This is a genomic window from Streptomyces sp. NBC_00525, assembly GCF_036346595.1.
Lineage (GTDB): Bacteria > Actinomycetota > Actinomycetes > Streptomycetales > Streptomycetaceae > Streptomyces.
Map to the genome: position 1 here is coordinate 4,200,477 of NZ_CP107834.1, position 23,659 is coordinate 4,224,135.

Here is a 23,659-nt window from a genome sequence, read left to right on the forward strand (position 1 = left end):
CCGGCTCTCGACACCCCGGCCACCGCCACCGCCCAGGACGAGCGGCTGCGCCGCTGGCGCATGGTCCTCGGCGCCGACAGCGAGGAGAGCACCGGCCGCCGGCTCACCGGCCGCGACGCCGCGATGGACCAGGCCCTCACCGCCCTCTACGGCAGCGGCGGACGCGAAGGGGGCCGCAACAACGGGGGCCGTTCCGCCGGACTCGGCGGTTCCGCGCCCTCCGTGGCCCGCTGGCTCGGCGACATCCGGACGTACTTCCCCAGCTCCGTCGTCCAGGTCATGCAGCGCGACGCCATCGACCGCCTCGGCCTCTCCGCGCTCCTGCTCGAACCGGAGATGCTGGAGGCCGTCGAGGCCGACGTACACCTCGTCGGCACCCTGCTCTCGCTCAACAAGGCCATGCCCGAGACGACGAAGGAGACCGCGCGCGCCGTGGTCCGCAAGGTCGTCGAGCAGCTGGAGAAGCGGCTCACCACCCGCACCCGCGCCACGCTCACCGGCGCGCTCGACCGGTCCGCCAAGATCAGCCGCCCCCGCCACCACGACATCGACTGGGACCGCACCATCCGGGCCAACCTCAAGAACTACCTGGAGCTGCCCGGCCAGGACGGCGCCGGCACGGTCGTACCCGAACGGCTCATCGGCTACGGGCGGGCCGCGCAGTCGGTGAAGAAGGACGTCATCCTCTGCATCGACCAGTCGGGATCGATGGCCGCCTCCGTCGTCTACGCGTCGGTGTTCGGCGCCGTGCTCGCCTCGATGCGCGCCCTGCGCACCCGGCTCGTCGTCTTCGACACGGCGGTCGTCGACCTCACCGACCAGCTGGACGACCCCGTGGACGTCCTGTTCGGCACCCAGCTCGGTGGCGGCACCGACATCAACCGCGCCCTGGCCTACTGCCAGTCCCGGATCACCCGGCCGGCCGAAACCGTCGTCGTGCTCATCAGCGACCTCTACGAGGGCGGCATCCGCAACGAGATGCTGAAGCGGGTCGCGGCGATGAAGGCGTCCGGGGTGCAGTTCGTGACCCTGCTCGCCCTGTCCGACGAGGGCGCCCCGGCCTACGACCGCGACCACGCCGCGGCCCTGTCCGCGCTGGGCGCCCCGGCCTTCGCCTGCACCCCGGACCTCTTCCCCGACGTGATGGCCGCCGCGATCGAGAAGCGGCCCCTGCCGATACCCGACAAGGAGCCCGTATGACCCGCGGCCCACGGCCCCACCAGGGCGGATCTGTGACCGTAATCACCGTCCCGGTGTGATCTGCGATTTAGGGTCACGCGGGGCGCGGGGATAACCTGCGAGATGGACATGCCGCGTATTCGGTCACCGTGTGCGCTTTCCCAGTGACACCGCAGTCACGTTGCCCCTCGCGGCACGCCCACGCAGAAAACCAACCGCGAGACCATTGATAAGGGACGGACGCGCGTGGACCTGTTCGAGTACCAGGCGAGGGACCTCTTCGCCAAGCACGGTGTACCGGTGCTGGCCGGTGAAGTCATCGACACGCCTGAGGCAGCCCGCGAGGCGACCGAGCGGCTGGGCGGCAAGTCGGTCGTCAAGGCCCAGGTGAAGGTCGGCGGCCGCGGCAAGGCCGGCGGTGTGAAGCTGGCGGCCGACCCCGACGAGGCGGTCGCCCGCGCGACCGACATCCTCGGCATGGACATCAAGGGCCACACGGTCCACAAGGTGATGATCGCCGAGCTGTCCCCGGAGATCGATTCGGAGTACTACGTCTCCTACCTCCTGGACCGCACCAACCGCACCTTCCTGGCCATGGCCTCGGTGCAGGGCGGCATGGACATCGAGGAGGTCGCGGAGAAGACCCCCGAGGCCCTCGCCAAGGTCCCGGTCAACGCCGTCGACGGCGTCACGATCGAGAAGGCCCGCGAGATCGTCGCCCAGGCGAAGTTCCCGGCCGACGTGGCCGAGAAGGTCGCCGAGACCCTGGTCACCCTGTGGGACACCTTCGTCGCCGAGGACGCCCTCCTCGTCGAGGTCAACCCGCTGGTGAAGACCAAGGACGGCCGCATCCTGGCCCTGGACGGCAAGGTCTCGCTCGACGAGAACGCCGACTTCCGCCAGCCCGACCACGAGGCCCTCGAGGACAAGGCCGCGGCCAACCCGCTCGAGGCCGCCGCCAAGGCCAAGAACCTCAACTACGTCAAGCTCGACGGCGAGGTCGGCATCATCGGCAACGGCGCCGGTCTGGTCATGTCGACCCTGGACGTCGTCGCGTACGCCGGTGAGAAGCACGGCAACGTGAAGCCGGCCAACTTCCTCGACATCGGTGGCGGCGCCTCCGCCGAGGTCATGGCCAACGGCCTGGAGATCATCCTCGGCGACTCGGACGTCAAGTCCGTCTTCGTCAACGTCTTCGGCGGCATCACCGCCTGCGACGAGGTCGCCAACGGCATCGTCCAGGCCCTCGAACTGCTCAAGTCGAAGGGCGAGGACGTCTCCAAGCCGCTCGTCGTGCGGCTCGACGGCAACAACGCGGAGCTGGGTCGCAAGATCCTCTCCGACGCGAACCACCCGCTCGTTCAGCGCGTGGACACCATGGACGGCGCGGCCGACAAGGCCGCCGAGCTCGCCGCGGCTGCGAAGTAAGGAAGAGGGACTCAGACCACCATGGCTATCTTCCTCACCAAGGACAGCAAGGTCATCGTCCAGGGGATGACCGGCGCCACGGGCATGAAGCACACGAAGCTCATGCTGGGTGACGGCACCAACATCGTCGGCGGTGTGAACCCGCGCAAGGCCGGCACGACCGTCGACTTCGACGGCACCGAGGTACCCGTGTTCGGTACCGTCGCCGAGGCGATGGAGAAGACCGGCGCCGACGTGTCCGTCCTCTTCGTGCCGCCGGCCTTCGCGAAGGCCGCCGTCATCGAGGCGATCGACGCCGAGATCCCGCTCGCCGTCGTGATCACCGAGGGCATCGCCGTCCACGACTCGGCCGCCTTCTGGGCGTACGCCGGCTCCAAGGGCAACAAGACCCGGATCATCGGTCCGAACTGCCCCGGCCTGATCACCCCCGGCCAGTCCAACGCCGGCATCATCCCGGGCGACATCACCAAGCCCGGCCGCATCGGCCTCGTGTCCAAGTCCGGCACGCTGACCTACCAGATGATGTACGAGCTGCGCGACATCGGCTTCTCGTCCGCCGTCGGCATCGGTGGCGACCCGGTCATCGGCACCACGCACATCGACGCCCTCGCGGCGTTCGAGGCGGACCCCGACACCGACCTGATCGTCATGATCGGCGAGATCGGCGGCGACGCCGAGGAGCGTGCGGCCGACTTCATCAAGGCCAACGTCACCAAGCCGGTCGTCGGCTACGTCGCGGGCTTCACCGCCCCCGAGGGCAAGACCATGGGCCACGCCGGCGCCATCGTCTCCGGCTCCTCCGGCACCGCCGCGGCGAAGAAGGAGGCCCTCGAGGCCGCCGGTGTGAAGGTCGGCAAGACCCCGACCGAGACCGCCAAGCTGGCGCGCGAGATCCTCGACGCCTGACGCGGGCCGCCGCGCGTCCGCGCGGCAGCACGTCACCGCACATACGACGCGGGCCCGTCCCCCAGCAGGGGGGCGGGCCCGCGTCGTCGTACGCCGGTCGGCTCAGCCCGCCTCGGGGATCAGCCGGGCCGGACCGTGGAACAGCTCGTCCCCGAGCTTCTTGCGCAGCTTCACGTCCTGCGGCGACAGCTTCTGCGGACCGCCGACCGGGGGCACCCCGCCGACCTTCTGGGCCGGTGCGGGCGGCGTCTCGTACTTGCGTGGCGCCGTCGCCAGCGTGATCAGCGTCAGTCCGACGATCAGCACCGTGAACGCGATGGCCGTCCTGGCCCACAACTGCGCCTTGCGCTCACTGCCCGTACGGATCAGCTCCGGCACGGGCAGCGGGGCGGCGGGGCCGCTGCGGGCGAGCGTCCCCAGCTGCTCGTGGATCAGCTCCGGCTCCGACACCTCGGGCAGCCGCTCGGCGAGGGCCGCCCGCGCGGTCAGCAGCCGCCCGGCCGCCGCCCGCGTGCTCGCCTCGGTCTCCGCCGCCGTCTCCGGCAGCCCCAGCCCCACGCCGTCGTGCAGCACCAGCGTGCGGCGGTACGCGGGCGGCAGGGCCAGCAGCGCGTCGAGCAGCGCACGGGGGACGGGCGCCTCCGGCGGCGGGTCGAGCCGCCGGTGCTCCCGGTTGAGCCGGCGCCACGGGGAGACCGCGTACTCGTACGCCGCCGCCCGCACCCAGCCCACCGGGTCGCGGTCCACCGCGACCTCCGGCCAGCGCTCCCAGGCCAGCTCGAACGCCTTCGCCACGGCGGCACGGGAGAGCGCCCGGCGCCCGGTGAGCAGATACGTCTGCCGGAGGAGGGGCGCGGCGGCGTACCGGTACAGCGCGTCGAACGCCTCGGCGGGGCCGGTGTCGGCGGGGCCGTCCGGAACGTCCGGCTCCACCACGGGCTCGGGCTGCGACTGCACCACGTGCACCGGCTCTGGCGACTCCACCGGCTCCGGCGATACGGGCTCCGGCGATACGGGCTCCGGCGGCTCCACCGGCTTCGGCGGGGCAGCGACCGGAGCAGCCACCGGGGCAGCCACCGGGGCGGCGGGGGCTGTCTCGGCCGGGCCGAGCAGCAGGCGGGCGTACGCCTCCCGTTTGCGCCCGCGGGGGTTGGTCCGGCCGGTCTCCCAGGCGCGTACCGTCGCCCGGGTGACGCCCACGGCCGCCGCCACCTGGTCCTCCGTCAGCGACTTCGCCTCGCGCAGTCTCCGCCGCTCCTTCGGCGAGGGGAGCGGCGGCGCGGCGGCGGTTTCGGACGTGCTCTGCGTCATGAGGGCCGCCCAGACGACCCGCACCGGGTGAAAAAGTACATAAACGTATATTGATCGACACCCCGGCTGTTCGCCCGTTACACGGATTGAGCGCGTGTCGTTGGGAGCATGGCCGCGTGACCCAAGTGACCGAACGCAGCCCGTCGTTGTTACCTCCGCAGCAGGCGGGGCCAACCGTGCTGGTCGCGGCAGCGCTGCGCGGCGCGATCGCGGCCGGGCTCGGGCTGGGTTCCCTCGCCGTTCTCGTCGCCGCGCTCTGGATCAGTTCCCCGGCGCCGGACAGCGGCCCCGGTGAGGCGTTCCACGCGGCGGCCGCGCTGTGGCTGCTGGCGCACGGCGCCGAGCTGGTCAGGACCGCGACGCTGACCGGAGCCCCGGCGCCCGTGGGGGTCGTTCCGCTGCTGCTCGCTGTGCTGCCGGTGTGGCTGGTGCACCGGGCGGCCAGGGACGTCCTCGAACCCGACGAGGGGCGTGTCGCCCCGTCGCCCGGAGCCGCGTTCGCCCTGGTGACGGGCGGATACCTGCTGGTCGGCGGGGCGGTCGCGCTCTATGCGCGGGACACCTCGCTGTCCGCCCGCCCGCTCTCGCTGCTCCTGCCCGCCGCGCTCGTCGTCGCGGCGGCAGCGGCGGCCGGGGTGTGGACGGCCTGCGGGTATCCGCTGGGCCCGCCGCCGTCCTGGGCGCCGGTACGGCTGCACGAGGCGATGGCACGCACCCGGTTCCTGCGGCGGGCCGACGCGGTGGGCCGGTCGGCGGCGGCGGGCACGGCGGTGCTGCTGGGCGGCGGGGCGCTGGTCGTGGCGTCGGCGCTGGTCTGGCACGGCGGCCCGGCGCAGGACTCGTTCCTGCGGCTCGCCGACGACTGGGGCGGCCGGGTCGCCGTACTCCTGCTGGCGCTGGGCCTGGTGCCCAACGCGGCGGTGTGGGGTGCGGCGTACGGGCTCGGCCCGGGCTTCGCGCTCGGTACGGCGTCCACGGTCACCCCGCTCGCCTTCACCGGCCCGCCGGCCGTTCCGGACTTCCCGCTGCTGGCCGCGATGCCGGCCCAGGGCCCTGGCACCCCGCTGAACTGGGCGGCCGGGGCGGTCCCGGTGGCGGCCGCGCTGGCCGTCGCCCGGTTCGCGGTGGGCCGGGCGGCGCCTCGGGACGGTGTACGCGAGGAGGCGTGGGGCGCGGGGGAGACCGCGCTCACCGCCGCGCTGGGGGCGCTGGGCTGCGGGATCGGCGCGGCGGTGCTGGCGGCGGCGTCCGGGGGCCCGCTCGGCACGCACGCCCTGGCGGACTTCGGCCCGGTGTGGTGGCTCACCGGCGCGGCGGCCGTGGCGTGGACGACCGTCATCGGCGTCCCGGCGGCCCTGCTGCTGCGGGCCTGGCGGCTGCGCGGACGTACGCAGGAGGAGGACGGCGCTCCGGACACGGAGGACGCCGGGAAGGCCCGTAAGGCTGGGAAGGCCGGGAAGACCCGTAAGGCGGGGAAGGCCGCCGCACCCGCACCCGAACCCGAAGCCGCGCCCGCACCCGCACCCGCGCCCACGTCGGCGCCCGTGCCCGCCGGGCCGACGGCCCCCGAGTCCCCGGAGGCCCCCCGCCGCCGCTGGTGGTCCCGCACCGGCCGCCGCGCGGCCGGGGAGGCCGCACCGCAGGCCGAGGGAACGCCCGCGCCCGCCCTCGTACCGCCGTCCGCCGGCGGGGAGGAGGCGGACCTCGACGCGTACGACTTCCTGCCGACCGACCCCTGGCACGCCCGGACGCCGGTGGACGGGCCCCCGGCCCCGTCCCCGCAGGCACCCCGCCTTCGGGGCGGCGACGCCCCCGGTGGGCCGGGCCCCGCCTGAGTACCGGGCGGGGCCCCGACCCCGGCTCCGGGTCCCCTTGGACAGAGACGGGTCCGGCCGTCAGGGGGTCATCGGCGCGCCCACGGAGACGTCGGGGTCGCGGGGGCGGAGGAACGCCGTGCGGGGGAGCGAGCCGTCGCTCGCGCGCGGGCCCTGCGCCTCGTGCGGATCGTCCGAGCCCAGGTCGCCCGGGGACACCTTCGGCCCCGCCGCATCCCAGGTGTTGCCCACGGAGCGGACGGCGGGGCCGGGTTCCGTCGCGCGGCCGTCGTTCCAGGCGGCGTTCCCCGTGGCGGTGCCCGTGGTGTCGGAGAGCCGGAACCCGGCCATGCCGTTGCGGTAGGCGCTGTTGCGTTCCAGTGTCAGTGCTCCCGTGTTGCCCAGGTCGGTGAAGCCGTAGCCCTCGTTGTCCCAGGCGGCGTTGAACCGGGCGACGTGCGGGGCGGTGACCGTGGTGTGGCCGCCGCCGAACGCGAAGCCGTTACCGTTGCCGTAGGCCCAGTTCCCCTCCAGCAGCACCGGGCCGGTGAATCCGCCCAGGTCGACGCCGTCGCCGCCGTTGCCCCAGGCGCGGCACCGCCGTACGGCGTTGCCGTCGCCCGCTCCGAAGACGATCGCCAGGCCCGTGCTGTGCCCGTCCGTCCTGCGGTTGTCGTGGAAATCGCTGTCGACGACCGTGTTGCCGACCGTGTCCTCGCCCCGCAGAGTCAGGCCGGACCCGCCGTTGTGATGCACGTTCAGGCCGTCGAAGACGTCGTGCGCGCATCCGTCGCACACCCATGCGTGGTCGCGGGCGCCCCGTACCTCCAGATTCCGTACGGTCCAGTGGTCGGCGCGCTGGACGACGGCCCACTCCCCGTCGCTCACCCCGGACAGGTCGAGCACCGGCCGCTCCCCGCCGCGCGCGGTCAGCGTGATGGGCTCGTCGGCGGTGCCGTCCGTGTCGAGGACGAGCGGTTCGGCGGGCCGGTAGGTGCCGCCGCGCAGGACGATGCTCTGCCCCGGACGCACCAGCCCGGCCGCCTTGCCGACCGTGGCGTACGGGTGCGCGAGACTGCCGTCGCCCCTGGTGTCCGAGCCGCCGGGGGCCACGTACAGCTCGGCCGCACCGGCCGGGGACGGCGACGACGACGGACCGCCGATGGCCGCCTCGGGGGCCGGGGCCGCCCTCGGCGCCACGCGGGGCGGCGCGTCCGGGTCCTCCTGCCGCCCCCAGGGCAGCAGCAGCGCGCCGAGCACCAGCAGGGTCGCCGCCACCGCGCCGGCCGCCGGCCGCAGCCGGGAACTCCGGACCGGGTGCGAGGCGAGTTCCGTCGCGGGCCCGGCGGGTGCGGCCCCGGTCTGGCCCAGGAGGCGGCCGAGCCAGGCCAGCAGCGCCACGGGCACCGGCAGCACGGCGATGCCGGGCAGCAGCCGCTCCGGCGGGATCAGCCCTTCGCGCCGGGACGCACAGGCCGGGCAGTCGCGGACGTGCCGAGCCAGCCGCTTGCGCCACAACCCGCTCGGCTGCCCGTTCCAGCCACGGGCGGCGGCGGTGAGCCCGGAACAGCGCGGAGTGGCGGAGAGCCCGGCCACGATGAGCCGGGAGATCTGCAACCGCTCCTTCATCCGCTGCACCCGGACCGCGGCATGGGTGCGGGGCAGCCGCAGCGCGGCGGCCAGTTCGCCTCGGGTCAGCACCCCGGTGGTCTCCTCCCACCACAGCGCGAGCAGCCGGCGGTCACCTGCGTCCAGCCAGCCGGCGGCCCGCACGACGTCGCGGCGCTGGTCGGCGAGGACCAGTTCGGTGACGCTCCGGTCCGCGAAGTCGGCCCCGGGGTCCGCGGGCTCCGCGACCTCGTACTCCAGACCGGGCCGCACGCGGGTGAACCGGTGGCGGCGCCGGTACTGCTGGACCTGCCGGTAGACGATGGCCACGACCCAGGAGTGGAAACGGTCGGGTTCCCTGAGCACCGGCAGCCCCCGCACGATGTGCAGCATCACCTCCTGGACCTGGTCGTCCGTGTCGGCGTGGCCGTCGAGGGCGCGTGCGACGATCCGGTGGACCAGCGGAAGACAGCCGGTGAGCAGCGCCTCCAGCGCGGCCCGGTCGCCGTCCTGGGCGGCCCGGACGAGCGACATCTCGTACGGCGTGGTGCCCCGGGGGCGGGGCTCACCGCCGTGCCGCGCGCCTCCTGACGGAGGGTGGTCCATGGGTTCCGCTCCCTCGCACGTGTCCCTGCTGAACCGGTGTACGAAGTGGCCCCCCGGACCGCCGCCGACGAACACTCAAATCGAACAGGCGCGCCCTTCGGTCGTGGATTCTGACACGGCCGCCGCCGTGGGTAAAGCACGGAACTCGCGGGGGCACCGGGGTGCTCCGCGCGCACACGCGGCCGGGTCCGGGGAACGGGCGGAAAAAACTTTCTGAAATTTCTGTTATCCGTCACCCCCGCGCAGCACCTATCCCTTCGCCGCGGTGCTCCCCGCCCGCAGGCACCTTCAGGTACCGCTCCGAGGAAGGGACGACAACCCATGAGAACCGAACCCCCACGCACGACCGCTCGCGGCAGGGCCGTGGCTGGTGTGGTGTCCGTTTTGGCTGTGGTGGCCGGTGGGCTGGCTGTGTCGGTGTCGTCGGCGGGTAGTGCTGCGGCGGCGTCGGTGCCGGCGGTGGATACGGCGTATCAGCTGGTGGTGGCGAAGTCGGGCAAGTGTATTGATGTGCCGGGTGCTTCGCGGGTTGCGGGTGCGGAGTTGCAGCAGTGGGGTTGTACGGCGGATTCGCCGTGGCAGCAGTTCCGGTTGAGGTCGGCCGGCAGTGGTGTGTACACGCTGGTGGGTGAGAGCAGTGGGCAGTGCATCGATGTGCCCGGTGGTTCCACGGTCAGTGGGGTGCGGGTCATCCAGTGGGGGTGTGGTGCGGGTAAGGCGAATCAGCAGTGGACGCTGACGCCGAGCCGTGGTGACACCTGGCAGATCGTCAATGTGAAGTCGGGTCTGTGTCTGTCCGACGAGCTGGCGTCGACGTCCAACGGGACGGCGATCATCCAGGAGACCTGCACCCACAACACCAACAAGCAGTGGACCTTCAAGCCCGTCGCCGGCAGCGGCGAGCGGCCCACCGTCGCGGCCGACGGGTCGGGCACCTACCGCACCGTGCAGGCGGCGATCGACGCCGTCCCCGCGAACAACACCCGGCCGGTGGAGATCACCATCGCGCCCGGCAGCTACCGCGAGACCGTGCGCATCCCCGGCAACAAGCCCTACATCACGCTGCGCGGACTGGGATCGGGGCCGTCCTCGACGGTCGTCGTCAACAACCACTCCGCGGGGGAGTACGGCACTTCGGGCAGCGCCACCATGTTCGTGGAAGGCCACGACTTCAAGGCCGTCAACCTGACCGTGTCGAACGACTTCGACGAGAACTCCCGTCCGTCCGGGCAGCAGGCCCTGGCCATGAGCCTGAACTCGGACCGCTCCGTGCTCGACAACGTGCGGCTCCTCGGTGACCAGGACACCCTCCTGGTCAACAACTCGGCCCGGTCGTACGCGGTGAACTCCTACGTGGAGGGCACCGTGGACTTCATCTACGGCGGCGGCACGATTGTGTTCGACCACTGCGACATCTACGAGAAGCGGTCGACCGGCGGCCCGATCACCGCGGCCAGCACGGACCCGGGCAAGAAGTACGGCTTCCTCTTCTACAAGTCGAACATCACCGGCGCCCCCACCAACCGCACCCAGCTCGGCCGCCCGTGGCGCCAGGGAGCCCAGGTCCTCTTCCGCGAGTCGACGCTCAGCTCCACCATCGCCAAGGCCCAGCCCTGGATCGACATGTCGTCCGCCACGTGGAAGAACGCCCGGTTCACCGAGTACCGCAACACCGGTTCCGGGGCGGGCGTCAACGGCAACCGGCCGCAGCTGAGCGACAGCGCCGCCGCCGACTACACCCCGCAGAAGTACCTGGCCGGCAACGACGGCTGGAACCCGGTCCGTTGAGCCCGGCCCCCGGATCTCCTACGCGTACACGAAGGAAGGCAGATATGAGACTCAGCAGCATCCCGCGCCGTGGATTCCACCGGCGTGGTTCGGGCAAGGTCGTGGCTGGTGTGGTGTCCGTTTTGGCTGTGGTGGCCGGTGGGCTGGCTGTGTCGGTGTCGTCGGCGGGTAGTGCTGCGGCGGCGTCGGTGCCGGCGGTGGATACGGCGTATCAGCTGGTGGTGGCGAAGTCGGGCAAGTGTATTGATGTGCCGGGTGCTTCGCGGGTTGCGGGTGCGGAGTTGCAGCAGTGGGGTTGTACGGCGGATTCGCCGTGGCAGCAGTTCCGGTTGAGGTCGGCCGGCAGTGGTGTGTACACGCTGGTGGGTGAGAGCAGTGGGCAGTGCATCGATGTGCCCGGTGGTTCCACGGTCAGTGGGGTGCGGGTCATCCAGTGGGGGTGTGGTGCGGGTAAGGCGAATCAGCAGTGGACGCTGACGCCGAGCCGTGGTGACACCTGGCAGATCGTCAATGTGAAGTCGGGTCTGTGTCTGTCCGACGAGCTGGCGTCGACGTCCAACGGGACGGCGATCATCCAGGAGACCTGCACCCACAACACCAACAAGCAGTGGACCTTCAAGCCCGTCGCCGGCAGCGGCGGTGACGGTGACGGCGGACGGACCTGGTCGAACAAGGCCGACGGCTTCGCCTCCACCGGTGGCGGCACCACGGGCGGCGCCGCGGGCGCGACGGTCACCGTCAAGACCTACGCGGACCTGGTGAAGTACGCCGGGGCGGCCGAGCCGTACACCATCAAGGTGGCCGGGGCGATCACCGTCACCCCGTACGGCCGGGAGATCCCGGTCAAGTCCAACAAGACGGTGATCGGCGTCGGCACCTCCGGCCAGATCGTCAACGGCGGGTTCTTCCTCGGGACGGGCACCCACAACGTCATCATCCGCAACCTCACCATCCGCGACACCCGGATGACCGAGGACGACCCGGACGACAAGGACTACGACTACGACGGCATCCAGATGGACACCGCCGACCACATCTGGATCGACCACAACCGCATCCAGCGGATGAACGACGGGCTCATCGACAGCCGCAAGGACACCAGCTACCTCACGGTGTCCTGGAACGAGCTCGGCGAGGTCAACAAGGCGTTCGGCATCGGCTGGACGGAGAACGTCACCGCCCGCATGACGATCCACCACAACTGGATCCACGACACCAACCAGCGCAACCCCAGCATCGACAACGTCGCGCTGGCCCACCTCTACAACAACTACATGCAGAACATCACGTCGTACGGAAACCTCTCGCGCGGCCGGTCCAAGACCGTGATCGAGAACAGCTACTACGACCACGTCGCCAACCCGTACTACCCCGACACCTCGGCCGCGTCCCTGACGCAGTCCGGGTCCATCGTGGTCAACTCCAGCGGGAAGCAGCAGACCAACGGCACCACCTTCGACCCGCGCGGCTACTACAGCTACTCCCTGGACGCCGCCAAGGACGTTCCGGGCCTGCTCAAGCAGTACACCGGCCCGCAGAGCAACATCGGCCGGTGACGCACCGCGCCGGGCCCCGCGTCATCCGCGGGGCCCGGCGCCGGGAGCCGTTCTTCAGTGTCTGACGTTCAGTGTCTGACGTTCAGTGCTTGACGCCGAAGAACGGCTCCAGCGGCTTCGGCAGCAGGTCGTTGCAGGCCAGCTGGCCGGACTTGGTGAGCGCGTCGTTCACACAGGTGTAGTAGTCGCGGTAGACCATCTGCACGGTGAACGACGTCGCGACGATCACCAGCGCGACCACGCCCGTCACCAGACCGCTCACCGCGGCCGTGGTCTGCTGCCGGCCGCCGCGCTGCGCGGCCCGCGGGTTCGGCGCGGCCGGCCCGCCCTGCGCGGCAGCGGGCCGCCAGGCCCCGGTCCCCGGCGCCGGTGCCCCGGAAGCGCCCGGCGTTCCGGCCGCGTCCGCCGCGCCCGCGCCCGCCGCCGCGCCCGGTGTGCCCGCGGCCCCGCCCGGCGTACCCGGCACCGGCTCCTTCGGCCTGGCCCGCAGTGCGCTGACCGCCCAGTACGTGGCGAGCGCGCCGAGCAGCAGGGCGATCTCCGAGAAGTCGAAGATCGCGAAGAAGAAGGCCCACATGCCGGAGAGCAGCGCGTAGCGGGCGCGCCGCTGCATGGGGTCGGTCGGGTCCCAGCGGGGGCCGGACGGGGCGCCGTCCGGGCCGCCCTTGCCGTTCGGTCCGCCGGGCCCGGCGGGACGGCCACCGAAGGGGCCGTTCGCGCGGCCGGGCTGCCGGCTGCTCCACTGGCTGCCCCACACGGGCTTGTCGTCGGAGGAGGACCCGCCCTCGGGCCGGTCGCCGCCGTCGCCGCCGGACGGGTGGCGCGGCTGCCAGGGCTGGTCCGGCCGGCCCTCGGGCGGCGGCGCGAACGGGTTGTCGTCGCCCTGCGGCCCGCCGGCGGAATCGGAGGAGCCGGAGGAGGAGGACGAGGAGGAGCGCTCGCGCATCAGCAGGGTGGTCCGCTCGGGCAGCGGCTGGCGGAAGGCGGTGCGGCGGCGTCGGTCCGGCATGTGGTGAACGTCTTCCCCATCTCGTCGTTTCCGCCCGGCGGACGGTTCGCTGCCCCTGACGCTACCTTCCGGCGCGGAGGGGCCGAAAGCGGGGAGCGCGGGGGCGCGCGCCCCGATCCGCGCCGCCGGACGGGCGGGGCTCGCTCCCCCTGTCGGACGAGGCGGCGGCGAGGTGCCGGTATCGTTGCTGACGGTCGGCCCGTTCGTAGAGTTCCCCGTATCGGGGAGCGCGCCTCTTTCGTAGGACCGTACACATCGCATGCCGTCGCCCCGGTGCCGTGGTGGCGCGGACCGGCCGATTCGAACCGCTCGCACGCGAGAAAGGGCCCAGCCGTGGCCTCCCCGCTTCCCTCCGCCGCCCCGGCCCGTGTGGTCGTCCTGGTCTCCGGTTCCGGAACGAACCTTCAGGCCCTGCTCGACACGATCGGCGACGACCCCGAGGGCTTCGGCGCCCGGATCGTCGCGGTCGGCGCCGACCGCGACGGCATCGCAGGACTGGACCGGGCCGAGCGCGCCGGGCTCCCCACCTTCACGTGCCGCGTCAAGGACCACGCCACGCGCGCGGAGTGGGACGCGGCGCTGGCGGAGGCCGTCGCCGCGCACCGGCCGGACCTGGTCGTGTCCGCCGGGTTCATGAAGATCGTGGGCAAGGAGTTCCTCGCCCGGTTCGGCGGCCGGTTCATCAACACCCACCCCGCCCTGCTGCCCAGCTTTCCCGGTGCCCACGGCGTGCGTGACGCGCTCGCGTACGGCGTGAAGGTGACCGGGTGCACCGTCCACTTCGTCGACGACGGCGTCGACACCGGTCCGATCATCGCGCAGGGCGTGGTCGAGGTGACCGAAGAGGACACCCCGGAGGGCGAAGCGGCCCTCCACGAACGCATCAAGGAAGTCGAGCGCAAGCTGCTCGTCGAGGCCGTGGGGCGGCTCGCCCGTGACGGCTATCGCATTGAGGGACGAAAGGTTCATCTCGGTCATGTCGGTGAATAAGCCCATCCGTCGCGCCCTGGTCAGCGTCTACGACAAGACGGGGCTCGAAGACCTCGCCCGCGGTCTGCACGAGGCGGGTGTCGAGCTGGTCTCCACCGGCTCCACCGCCGGCCGGATCGCCGCCGCCGGTGTCCCGGTCACCAAGGTCGAGGAGCTGACCGGCTTCCCCGAGTGCCTCGACGGCCGCGTCAAGACGCTGCACCCCCGCGTCCACGCCGGCATCCTCGCCGACCTGCGCCTGGACGCCCACCGCGAGCAGCTGGCCGAACTGGGCGTCGAGCCGTTCGACCTGGTGGTCGTCAACCTCTACCCGTTCAAGGAGACCGTCGCCTCCGGCGCCACCCCGGACGAGTGCGTCGAGCAGATCGACATCGGCGGCCCCTCGATGGTCCGCGCCGCCGCCAAGAACCACCCGTCCGTGGCCGTCGTCACCAGCCCGGAGCGTTACGCAGACGTGCTCGCCGCCGTCGCGGCGGGCGGCTTCGACCTGACCGCCCGCAAGCGGCTCGCCGCCGAGGCGTTCCAGCACACCGCCGCCTACGACGTGGCCGTCGCCGGCTGGTTCGCCGCCGACTACGCCGCCGCCGACGACTCCGGCTTCCCGGACTTCCTCGGTACGACGTACGAGCGCCAGGACGTCCTGCGCTACGGCGAGAACCCGCACCAGCCCGCCGCGCTCTACACCTCCGGCACCGGCGGCCTGGCCGGCGCCGAGCAGCTGCACGGCAAGGCGATGTCGTACAACAACTACACGGACACCGACGCCGCCCGGCGCGCCGCGTACGACCACGACGAGCCCTGCGTCGCGATCATCAAGCACGCCAACCCCTGCGGCATCGCCATCGCCGACGACGTCGCGACCGCGCACCGCAACGCCCACGCCTGCGACCCGCTCTCCGCGTTCGGCGGCGTCATCGCCGTCAACCGTCCGGTGACCGTCGAGATGGCCGAGCAGGTCGCGGAGATCTTCACCGAGGTCATCGTCGCCCCGGCCTACGAGGACGGTGCCGTCGAGGTCCTGGCCCGCAAGAAGAACATCCGCGTGCTGCGCTGCCCCGAGGCCCCGTCCGCCGAGGTCGAGGTCAAGCCGATCGACGGCGGCGCGCTGCTCCAGGTCGCCGACCGGCTCCAGGCCGAGGGTGACGACCCGGCCAACTGGACGCTCGCCACGGGCGAGGCGCTCTCCGCCGACGAGCTGCGCGAGCTGGCCTTCGCCTGGAAGGCGTGCCGCGCGGTCAAGTCCAACGCCATCCTGCTCGCCAAGGACGGCGCCTCGGTCGGCGTCGGCATGGGCCAGGTCAACCGCGTGGACTCCGCGAAGCTCGCCGTCGAGCGCGCGGGCGAGGAGCGGGCGGCCGGTTCGTACGCGGCGTCCGACGCGTTCTTCCCCTTCCCGGACGGGCTGGAGATCCTGACCGCCGCCGGTGTCAGGGCCGTGGCCCAGCCGGGCGGTTCGGTCCGCGACGAGCTGGTCGTCGAGGCGGCGCAGAAGGCCGGTGTGACGATGTACTTCACCGGCACCCGGCACTTCTTCCACTGAGCCGGCACTGAGCTCGCACTGAGCCCGCACTGAGCCGGCCGGGGCCTGCCGAAGGCCCCGGACCCGGTCCGGGTACGGCCGAGGGCCGTAACCCCACGCGATCCGCGTGCGGTTACGGCCCTCGGGTCCGTATGAGGGGCGGTCAGCCGACGCGCACCACGACGGTGGAGCAGACCTTGTCCGCGAACGTCTGGTTCTTGGAGTCCCACAGCGGCCACAGGTAGCCGATGTAGCAGACGATCCCGTCCAGGAAGTGCGCGATCTGGCGGACGAAGGCCATGCCGAAGCCGAGCGGACGGCCGTCCTGCTCGCGCAGCAGGCTGATGCCGAGGGCCTTCTTGCCGATCCACTGACCGGTCGTGCCCTCCTTGTACAGCTTGAAGAGGCCACCGCCGATCAGGACGAGGATGCCGAGGCCCATGAGCGCGGCGCCGGCTCCGCCGCCCACGCCGCCGCCTATGCCGAGGAGGACGGCGTAGGGGATGCCGATCACCAGGTAGTCGATGAGGAGCGCACCGACGCGGTGGCCCCAGCTGGCCAGCGGCGGACGGGCGCCGTAACCGGCCTGGCCGTAGTCGCCACCGGAGACCGGCGGGGCCTGCGGGTAGCCGTAGCCCTGCTGCGGCACGCCCTGCGGGGCCTGCGGATAACCGGGCTGCTGCTGCCCGTAGGGGTTGTTCGGGTTCGGGTTCGGGTCGCCGAAGCTCATGTGGGCGTTCCTCCAACAGACGTACTGGGGACGGGTGCGGCCGCGCGGAGGAAGGAAAACGTCAGCGGTCAAGCCCCCCGGTGCACTGCTGCGGCACAGCGGCCTTCATCGTTATAAGCGGACAGTAAGTTTGTCCAGTCACGACCGGAGAAGTTGTCCAAGTGCAACCTTGCGTCCACGCCGGAGACCTGATTGGTACGAGGGCGGGGTCATCCGCGAGTATGGAGCCATGACTGCCCAGATTCTCGATGGCAAGGCGACCGCAGCCGCGATCAAGTCCGATCTGACCGCCCGCGTGGCGGCCCTCAAGGCCCGTGGCGTCACGCCCGGCCTGGGCACCCTGCTGGTCGGGGACGATCCGGGCAGCCGGTGGTACGTGAACGGCAAGCACAAGGACTGCGCCCAGGTCGGCATCGGCTCCATCCAGCGCGAACTGCCCGACACCGCGACGCAGGAGGACATCGAGCAGGTCGTCCGCGAGCTGAACGAGGACCCCGCCTGCACCGGTTACATCGTGCAGCTTCCCCTCCCCAAGGGCATCGACACCAACCGCGTCCTGGAACTGATGGACCCGGCCAAGGACGCGGACGGGCTCCACCCCATGAACCTCGGCCGCCTCGTGCTCAACGAGACCGGCCCGCTGCCCTGCACCCCGCAGGGCGTCGTCCAGCTGCTGCGCCACCACGGCGTCGAGATCAACGGGGCGCACGTCGTGGTCGTCGGACGCGGCGTCACCATCGGCCGGTCCATCCCGCTGCTGCTCACCCGCAAGTCGGAGAACGCCACGGTGACGCAGTGCCACACCGGCACGCGCGACCTGGCCGCCCACCTGAAGCAGGCCGACATCATCGTCGCCGCCGCGGGCGTGCCCCACATCATCAAGCCGGAACACGTCAAGCCGGGCGCCGCCGTGCTCGACGTGGGCGTCAGCCGCGACGAGAACGGCAAGATCGTCGGCGACGTCCACCCGGGCGTGGCCGAGGTCGCGGCCTGGATCTCGCCGAACCCCGGCGGGGTCGGCCCGATGACCCGTGCCCAGCTCCTCGTCAACGTGGTCGAGGCCGCCGAGCGCGACGCCGACGCCGTCTCCGCCGGCTGACCGGGCCCAGGGAGGAACCCCATGGGTGCGACGAGCCCGGCCGACGGTTCCGGTTCCACCGAGGAGGCCGTGCCCCCGCGGACGGCCCCCGCCAACGCGCCCGACCCCGGCGGCTCCTCCGCCGCCGGGACCCGGCGCGGACGGCGCTTCTCGCTGACCCGCGACACCGCGCGCCCCGAGGGCGGCGGCCGGGCGGCCGGCGGGGACGCGCCCGCCCCGGCCCGGCAGTGGCCGCTGCTCGCCGTGCTCTGCGTGGCCGCCGCCGGACTGCTCGTCGTGGCGGCCGACCCCTTCGACGAGGCGTTCCGCGTCGGCACGATCCTGATCGGCGCGGCACTCATCGGCGCCGCGGTGCTGCGCCTCGTCGTCCGCTCGGTGGGCATGCTCGCGGTGCGGTCCCGCTTCACCGACCTGGTCACCTACGGGCTGCTGGGCACCCTGATCGTGCTGCTCGCGCTGCTCGCCCAGCCCCGGCCGTGGCTGGACATCCCGTTCCTGGAGGACGCGGTCCACTTCACGATCCGCTGACCGGGCGGGGGCGCGGACCGTACGCCGCGAGCGGCCTGCGCCGGGGAGCCGGTGGCCGTCCCCTCCCCCGAGAAGGGACGGACACCGGAGCGGGGCGGGGGCAACCCGGAGCGGACTCCGGCGTGGCGTTCGAGCGGCCCTTGCCCCGGCCTGCGTCCAGCCTTGTGGACGCGCTCCCGCGATTCAATGGACGACTGTTCGCTGTGGCACGGAAGTGACCATTCCGCCACTGTGTGATCGTCGGGCAACGGGGGTCGGGCGGCCGCGGGCTTCCGGGTCGGATAGCCTGGCGGGCGGATATCTCTTCACATCAAGATTCAAGGGGATGTCCGCACAGGGGCCAGGTGCCCGGACGCCAGCTGTCTAACGGAGATCGTCATGACCCGCACTCCCGTGAATGTCACCGTGACCGGCGCAGCCGGCCAGATCGGCTACGCGCTGCTCTTCCGCATCGCCTCCGGCCACCTGCTCGGCCCGGACGTTCCGGTCAACCTGCGACTCCTGGAGATCCCCCAGGGCCTGAAGGCCGCCGAGGGCACCGCGATGGAGCTCGACGACTGCGCCTTCCCGCTGCTGCGCGGCATCGAGATCACCGACGACGCCAACGTCGGCTTCGACGGCGCCAACGTGGCCCTGCTCGTCGGCGCCCGCCCCCGCACCAAGGGCATGGAGCGCGGCGACCTGCTCTCCGCCAACGGCGGCATCTTCAAGCCGCAGGGCAAGGCCATCAACGACAACGCCGCGGACGACATCAAGGTCCTCGTCGTCGGCAACCCGGCCAACACCAACGCGCTCATCGCGCAGGCCGCCGCCCCGGACGTCCCGGCGGAGCGCTTCACCGCGATGACCCGGCTGGACCACAACCGCGCGATCTCGCAGCTGGCCGCCAAGACCGGCGCCGCCGTCTCCGACATCAAGAAGCTGACGATCTGGGGCAACCACTCCGCCACCCAGTACCCGGACATCTTCCACGCCGAGGTCGCCGGCAAGAACGCCGCCGAGCTGGTGAACGACGAGGCGTGGCTGGCCGACTCCTTCATCCCGACCGTCGCCAAGCGCGGCGCCGCGATCATCGAGGCCCGTGGCGCGTCCTCCGCCGCCTCCGCCGCCAACGCCGCCATCGACCACGTGTACACCTGGGTCAACGGCACCGCCGAGGGCGACTGGACCTCCATGGGCATCCCGTCCGACGGCTCCTACGGCGTGCCCGAGGGCATCATCTCGTCCTTCCCGGTCACCACCGAGAACGGCACCTACAAGATCGTCCAGGGCCTGGACATCAACGAGTTCTCCCGTGCGCGCATCGACGCCTCCGTCAAGGAGCTGACCGAGGAGCGCGACGCCGTCCGTGAGCTCGGCCTCATCTGATCCACGCACCACACACCGCGCCCCCGGCAGCCGTCGTGCTGCCGGGGGCGCGGTGCGTACGCGGTCAGAGCCGGCGCAGCCCGCCGGCGATCTCCCGGACCGCCGCGTCCGCCCGGCGCTGGAGGCCGGGGCCGAAGGTGACGCGCGTCGCCCCCAGCTCACCCAGGCGGCGCGGCCCCGGCCCATCCGGGCGGGCCAGGGCGTTCACCGGCAGCCCCGGCAGGGCGCCGGCCAGCAGCCCGAACACCGCCTCCGGGGCGAGGATCGGATACAGGCAGTCCGCGCCCGCCTCCGCGTACAGCCGCGCCCTGCGCAGAGTCTCCGCCTCCGGGTCCGTCCCGTCCGGGACGCCCGTCACGAAGGTGTCGATCCTGGCGTTGACGAACAGCGCGTCCCCGGCGGCCGCCCGGACCGCGGCCAGCCGGTCCGCCTGCCGCTCCGCCGCCACCAGGACGCCGTCCACGGTGTCCTCCAGGTTGCAGCCGACCGCGCCCGCGGCGAGCAGCCGCTCCACCAGCTCTTCGGCCGGCAGCCCGTACCCGGCCTCGATGTCGGCGGAGACCGGTACGGACACGGTCCGGACGATCCGGGCCACCGCCGCGAACATCTCACCGGCGGGCGTCGAGCCGTCCTCGTAACCGAGGGACGCGGCGACCCCCGCGCTCGGCGTGGCGAGCGCGGGGAAGCCGGCGTCCGCGAAGGCGCGGGCGCTCGCGGCGTCCCACGGTCCGGGCAGGACCAGCGGGTCGCCGGGAGCGCGGTCACGGTGCAGGGCCCGCAGGCCGGACGCGGTCACGGCGGTGCTCAGCGGAAGTCGCCGGGCGTGTAGTGGCCGGGCACCATGCGGGTGGACACGGCGAACCGGTTCCACGCGTTGATGGTGATGATCGCGGCGATGAGGTGCGCCAGCTCCTCCTCGCCGAAGTGCTTCGCGGCCCGGTCGTAGACCTCGTCCGGGACGAAGCCGTCCGTCAGGACGGTCACCGCCTCGGTCAGCTCGATCGCCGCGATCTCCTTCGGCGTGTAGAAGTGCCGCGACTCCTCCCAGGCGCTCAGCTGGACGATCCGCTGCATCGACTCACCCGCCGCGAGCGCGTCCTTGGTGTGCATGTCCAGGCAGAACGCGCAGTGGTTGAGCTGCGAGGAGCGGATCTTCACCAGCTCGGCGATCACCGGATCGACGCCCCGGCGGGATGCGGCCTCCAGCCGGGCCATCGCCTTGTAGACCTCGGGGGCGTGCTCCGACCAGACCATGCGGGGGGTGTGCTCGGCGCAGTACTCGGACGTGGTGGTGCTGTTCTCGTTCGTCGTCATGCCCTCAAGACTATGAGGCAATGGCGCAGTTGTATGGTCCATTTCCATGACAGAAGCCTGGGCCACTTTCGGTGCCGACCTGCACATCGACCCGACCGGCTCCACCGGACTGCGGGCCGGCCTCATGCATGCCCTGCGCGAGGCCGTGCGTACCGGCCGGCTGGCCCCCGGCACCCGGCTGCCGTCGTCCCGCACCCTCGCGGCCGACCTCGGCATCGCCCGCAACACCGTCGCCGACGCCTACGCGGAACTGGTCGCCGAGGGCTGGCTCACCGCCCGCCAGGGCTCCGGGACCAGGGTGGCGCGGCGCGCCGAACCGCGGACGCCGGAGTCCAGGGCGCCGCGCTCCCGGCCACCGCGCACCGCGCCCGCGTACAGCCTGATGCCGGGCACCCCGGACCTGGCGACCTTCCCGCGCGCCGAATGGCTCAAGGCCGCCCGCCGCGCCCTGTCCGACGCCCCGCACGACGCCTTCGGCTACGGCGACCCGCGCGGCCGCATCGAGCTGCGCACCGTCCTGGCCGAGTACCTGGCGCGGGCGCGCGGGGTGTACGCCGCCCCGGACCGGATCATCGTCTGCGCCGGGTTCGTGCACGGACTGATGCTGCTCGGCAAGGCGCTGCGGGGGCGCCGGGTGCGGGAGGTGGCCGTCGAGTCGTACGGGCTGGAGATCCACACCCGGCTGCTCACCGAGGCCGGGCTGCGCATCCCGTGCCTGCCGCTGGACCACCTCGGCAGCCGCACCGGCGAACTGCACACCCTGCGCAACGCGGGCGCGGTCCTGCTCACCCCCGCGCACCAGTTCCCGACCGGCGTACCGCTGCACCCGGACCGGCGGGCGGCGGCGATCGACTGGGCGCGCTCCACCGGCGGGCTGATCCTGGAGGACGACTACGACGGCGAGTTCCGCTACGACCGCCAGCCGGTCGGCGCCCTGCAGGGCCTGGACCCGGAGCGCGTCGTGTACCTGGGCACGTCCAGCAAGTCCCTGGCGCCGGGGCTGCGGCTCGGCTGGATGGTGGTGCCGCGGGCGCTGGCCGCCGAGGTCGCCGAGGCCAAGGGGGCGAGCGACTGGGCGCCCAGCGCGCTGGACCAGCTGACGCTCGCGGAGTTCATGGCGTCGGGCGCGTACGACCGGCATGTGCGCTCCATGCGGCTGCGCTACCGCAACCGCCGCGACCAGCTCGTGGCGGCGCTGGCCGAACGGGCGCCGGGGATCAGGGTCAGCGGCATCGCCGCCGGGCTGCACGCCGTCCTCGAACTGCCCGAGGGCACCGAGGCCGAGGTGATCCGGGCGGCGGCCTGGCAGGGCCTCGCGGTCGAGGGCCTGTCCTGGTTCCGCCACCCGGACGCCGGACTGCGGCGCGAGGCGCTGGTCATCGGCTACGGCACCCCGACCGACAGCGCCTGGAAGGGCACGCTGGAGGCGCTGCTGCGGGTGCTGACCTGATGAGCCGCTGCCGCGGGCGCCGGCCCGGCGGGGCTCAGCCGCCCAGGACCTCGCGCAGCCGGTCCAGGCCCCAGTCCAGGTCGTCCTTGCTGATCACCAGCGGCGGGGCGATCCGGATCGTGGAGCCGTGGGTGTCCTTCACCAGCACCCGGCGCTCCAGCAGCCGTTCGGAGATCTCCCGGCCGGTGCCCAGGGCCGGTTCGATGTCCACGCCCGCCCACAGTCCGCGCCCGCGCACCTCGCGCACCGCGCCCTGGCCGACCAGCAGCCCCAGCTCGTGGTGGAGGTGGTCGCCCAGCTCGGCGGCGCGCTGCTGGTACTCGCCGGTGTTCAGCATCGCGATGACCTCCAGCGCCACCGCGCAGGCGAGCGGGTTCCCGCCGAACGTCGAGCCGTGCTCACCGGGCCGGAACACACCGAGCACCGCCGCCGAGGACACCACGGCCGACACCGGCACCACACCGCCGCCGAGCGCCTTGCCCAGCAGGTACACGTCCGGTACGACGCCCTCGTGCTCGCAGGCGAAGGTCTTCCCGGTCCGGCCCAGACCGGACTGGATCTCGTCCGCGACGAACAGCACGTTCCGCTCGCGGGTCAGCTCCCGGACCCCGGCGAGATAGCCCGGCGGCGGCACCAGCACGCCCGCCTCGCCCTGGATCGGCTCGATGAGCACCGCCACGGTGTTCTCGGTCATGGCGTCGCGCATCGCGGTGAGGTCCCCGTACGGCACGATCTCGAAACCGGGGGTGTACGGGCCGAAGTCGGCGCGGGCCTCCTGGTCCGTGGAGAAGCTGACGATCGTCGTCGTCCGGCCGTGGAAGTTGTCGGCGGCGACGATGATCTTCGCCATGCCGTCCGGGACGCCCTTGACCTGGTAGCCCCACTTGCGGGCGGTCTTCACGGCCGTCTCCACGGCCTCCGCCCCGGTGTTCATCGGCAGCACCATCTCCATGCCGCACAGCTCCGCCAGACGCGTGCAGAAGTCGGCGAACCGGTCGTGGTGGAAGGCCCGCGAGGTGAGCGTCACACGCTCCAGCTGCGCCCGTGCCGCGTCGATCAGACGGCGGTTGTTGTGGCCGAAGTTGAGCGCCGAGTAGCCGGCCAGCATGTCCAGATGGCGCCGGCCCTCGACATCGGTCATCCAGGCGCCGTCGGCCGTGGCGACGACGACGGGCAGCGGGTGGTAGTTGTGCGCGCTGTGCGCCTCGGCGGAGGCGATGGCGTTGTCCGTGGTCGACACGGGATCTCCGTTCGTCGTGCGGTGGGAGCAGAGGTTGGCCCCACTTTGTATCGTCGGTCGCTTCTCCCGCGGGGAAACCTTCACTTCGCGGCGTGCCCGCGTTTTCCGCGGTGCGAGCCCGTCCGACGACGCCGTGCGGGCCCGTCCGACGACGTGGTGCGGGCCCGTCCGACGATTCCTCCACCGGTTGCCCGAGAAGGGCCCGGCACCTGAGAC

19 protein-coding genes are annotated in these 23,659 nt (G+C 72.4%); 12 read left to right on the top strand and 7 right to left on the bottom strand.

The features are described 5' to 3' along the window. Nucleotides 1–60: 60 nt before the first annotated feature. The 3 genes from OG710_RS18850 to sucD all read left to right on the top strand — a co-directional run bounded on the left by OG710_RS18850 (nucleotide 61) and on the right by sucD (nucleotide 3,513). Nucleotides 61–1,200, top strand: coding sequence for a vWA domain-containing protein (locus tag OG710_RS18850; protein ID WP_330242289.1), 1,140 nt, complete (start codon nucleotides 61–63; stop codon nucleotides 1,198–1,200). 225 nt (nucleotides 1,201–1,425) lie between these two features. Next, the gene (sucC, locus tag OG710_RS18855; RefSeq protein WP_111337667.1) at nucleotides 1,426–2,607 is read left to right on the top strand and encodes an ADP-forming succinate--CoA ligase subunit beta; all 1,182 of its coding nucleotides are present in this window, start codon (nucleotides 1,426–1,428) and stop codon (nucleotides 2,605–2,607) included. A 21-nt stretch (nucleotides 2,608–2,628) separates the two neighbouring features. Further along, entirely contained in the window at nucleotides 2,629–3,513 is an 885-nt protein-coding gene (gene sucD / locus OG710_RS18860; RefSeq protein ID WP_330240363.1) for a succinate--CoA ligase subunit alpha, read from the top strand. A 102-nt stretch (nucleotides 3,514–3,615) separates the two neighbouring features. On the opposite strand, the gene OG710_RS18865 is transcribed toward sucD, so the two are convergent. Continuing rightward, a complete protein-coding gene (locus tag OG710_RS18865; RefSeq protein ID WP_330240364.1) occupies nucleotides 3,616–4,824 on the bottom strand; it encodes a helix-turn-helix domain-containing protein in 1,209 nt (402 codons plus the stop codon). A gap of 125 nt (nucleotides 4,825–4,949) precedes the next feature. Here OG710_RS18865 and OG710_RS18870 point away from each other — a divergent pair, with 125 nt between their 5' ends. Beyond that, nucleotides 4,950–6,659 (top strand): cell division protein PerM, encoded by a 1,710-nt coding sequence (locus OG710_RS18870; protein ID WP_330242290.1) that lies wholly within the window; start codon nucleotides 4,950–4,952, stop codon nucleotides 6,657–6,659. 60 nt (nucleotides 6,660–6,719) lie between these two features. On the opposite strand, the gene OG710_RS18875 is transcribed toward OG710_RS18870, so the two are convergent. Beyond that, on the bottom strand, nucleotides 6,720–8,852 hold the full coding sequence (locus OG710_RS18875) for a sigma-70 family RNA polymerase sigma factor (RefSeq protein ID WP_330240365.1): 2,133 nt from the start codon (nucleotides 8,850–8,852) through the stop codon (nucleotides 6,720–6,722). A 321-nt stretch (nucleotides 8,853–9,173) separates the two neighbouring features. Between OG710_RS18875 and OG710_RS18880 the strand changes: the two genes are divergently transcribed. Together OG710_RS18880 and OG710_RS18885 are read left to right on the top strand one after the other, a co-directional pair. After that, nucleotides 9,174–10,640, top strand: a complete 1,467-nt coding sequence (locus OG710_RS18880; RefSeq protein WP_330240366.1) for a pectinesterase family protein — start codon at nucleotides 9,174–9,176, stop codon at nucleotides 10,638–10,640. A 44-nt stretch (nucleotides 10,641–10,684) separates the two neighbouring features. After that, complete coding sequence (locus OG710_RS18885) at nucleotides 10,685–12,196, top strand: RICIN domain-containing protein (RefSeq protein WP_330240367.1); 1,512 nt, start codon at nucleotides 10,685–10,687, stop codon at nucleotides 12,194–12,196. Nucleotides 12,197–12,278: 82 nt separating this feature from the next. On the opposite strand, the gene OG710_RS18890 is transcribed toward OG710_RS18885, so the two are convergent. Continuing rightward, a complete protein-coding gene (locus OG710_RS18890; RefSeq protein ID WP_330240368.1) occupies nucleotides 12,279–13,205 on the bottom strand; it encodes a hypothetical protein in 927 nt (308 codons plus the stop codon). A gap of 333 nt (nucleotides 13,206–13,538) precedes the next feature. On the opposite strand from OG710_RS18890, the gene purN reads away from it, so the two are divergent. Together purN and purH are read left to right on the top strand one after the other, a co-directional pair. Further along, a complete protein-coding gene (purN, locus tag OG710_RS18895; RefSeq protein ID WP_330240369.1) occupies nucleotides 13,539–14,195 on the top strand; it encodes a phosphoribosylglycinamide formyltransferase in 657 nt (218 codons plus the stop codon). After that, on the top strand, nucleotides 14,182–15,735 hold the full coding sequence (gene purH, locus OG710_RS18900; protein ID WP_330240370.1) for a bifunctional phosphoribosylaminoimidazolecarboxamide formyltransferase/IMP cyclohydrolase: 1,554 nt from the start codon (nucleotides 14,182–14,184) through the stop codon (nucleotides 15,733–15,735). Before purN ends, purH begins: the two co-directional genes overlap by 14 nt. 142 nt (nucleotides 15,736–15,877) lie before the next feature. Here the strand turns inward: purH and OG710_RS18905 are convergent, their stop codons facing one another. Then, nucleotides 15,878–16,444, bottom strand: coding sequence for an RDD family protein (locus OG710_RS18905; RefSeq protein ID WP_330240371.1), 567 nt, complete (start codon nucleotides 16,442–16,444; stop codon nucleotides 15,878–15,880). 229 nt (nucleotides 16,445–16,673) lie between these two features. On the opposite strand from OG710_RS18905, the gene OG710_RS18910 reads away from it, so the two are divergent. From OG710_RS18910 to OG710_RS18920, 3 genes are all read left to right on the top strand, one after another. Further along, nucleotides 16,674–17,543, top strand: coding sequence for a bifunctional methylenetetrahydrofolate dehydrogenase/methenyltetrahydrofolate cyclohydrolase (locus OG710_RS18910; protein WP_330240372.1), 870 nt, complete (start codon nucleotides 16,674–16,676; stop codon nucleotides 17,541–17,543). A 21-nt stretch (nucleotides 17,544–17,564) separates the two neighbouring features. Continuing rightward, entirely contained in the window at nucleotides 17,565–18,071 is a 507-nt protein-coding gene (locus OG710_RS18915; RefSeq protein WP_330240373.1) for a DUF3017 domain-containing protein, read from the top strand. Nucleotides 18,072–18,449: 378 nt separating this feature from the next. Beyond that, nucleotides 18,450–19,439, top strand: a complete 990-nt coding sequence (locus OG710_RS18920) for a malate dehydrogenase (protein ID WP_330240374.1) — start codon at nucleotides 18,450–18,452, stop codon at nucleotides 19,437–19,439. Nucleotides 19,440–19,503: 64 nt separating this feature from the next. Here the strand turns inward: OG710_RS18920 and OG710_RS18925 are convergent, their stop codons facing one another. Next, a complete protein-coding gene (locus OG710_RS18925) occupies nucleotides 19,504–20,235 on the bottom strand; it encodes an isocitrate lyase/PEP mutase family protein (RefSeq protein ID WP_330240375.1) in 732 nt (243 codons plus the stop codon). Nucleotides 20,236–20,243: 8 nt separating this feature from the next. Next, nucleotides 20,244–20,753 carry a carboxymuconolactone decarboxylase family protein gene (locus OG710_RS18930; protein WP_330240376.1) on the bottom strand — a complete coding sequence of 170 codons (510 nt, stop codon included), beginning with the start codon at nucleotides 20,751–20,753 and terminating at the stop codon, nucleotides 20,244–20,246. Nucleotides 20,754–20,799: 46 nt separating this feature from the next. Here OG710_RS18930 and pdxR point away from each other — a divergent pair, with 46 nt between their 5' ends. Then, nucleotides 20,800–22,203: a MocR-like pyridoxine biosynthesis transcription factor PdxR gene (pdxR, locus tag OG710_RS18935; RefSeq protein WP_330240377.1), complete on the top strand. Its 1,404-nt coding sequence runs from the start codon at nucleotides 20,800–20,802 to the stop codon at nucleotides 22,201–22,203. Between the two features lie 34 nt (nucleotides 22,204–22,237). On the opposite strand, the gene rocD is transcribed toward pdxR, so the two are convergent. Beyond that, on the bottom strand, nucleotides 22,238–23,443 hold the full coding sequence (rocD, locus tag OG710_RS18940; RefSeq protein ID WP_111337694.1) for an ornithine--oxo-acid transaminase: 1,206 nt from the start codon (nucleotides 23,441–23,443) through the stop codon (nucleotides 22,238–22,240). Nucleotides 23,444–23,659 lie beyond the last annotated feature (216 nt).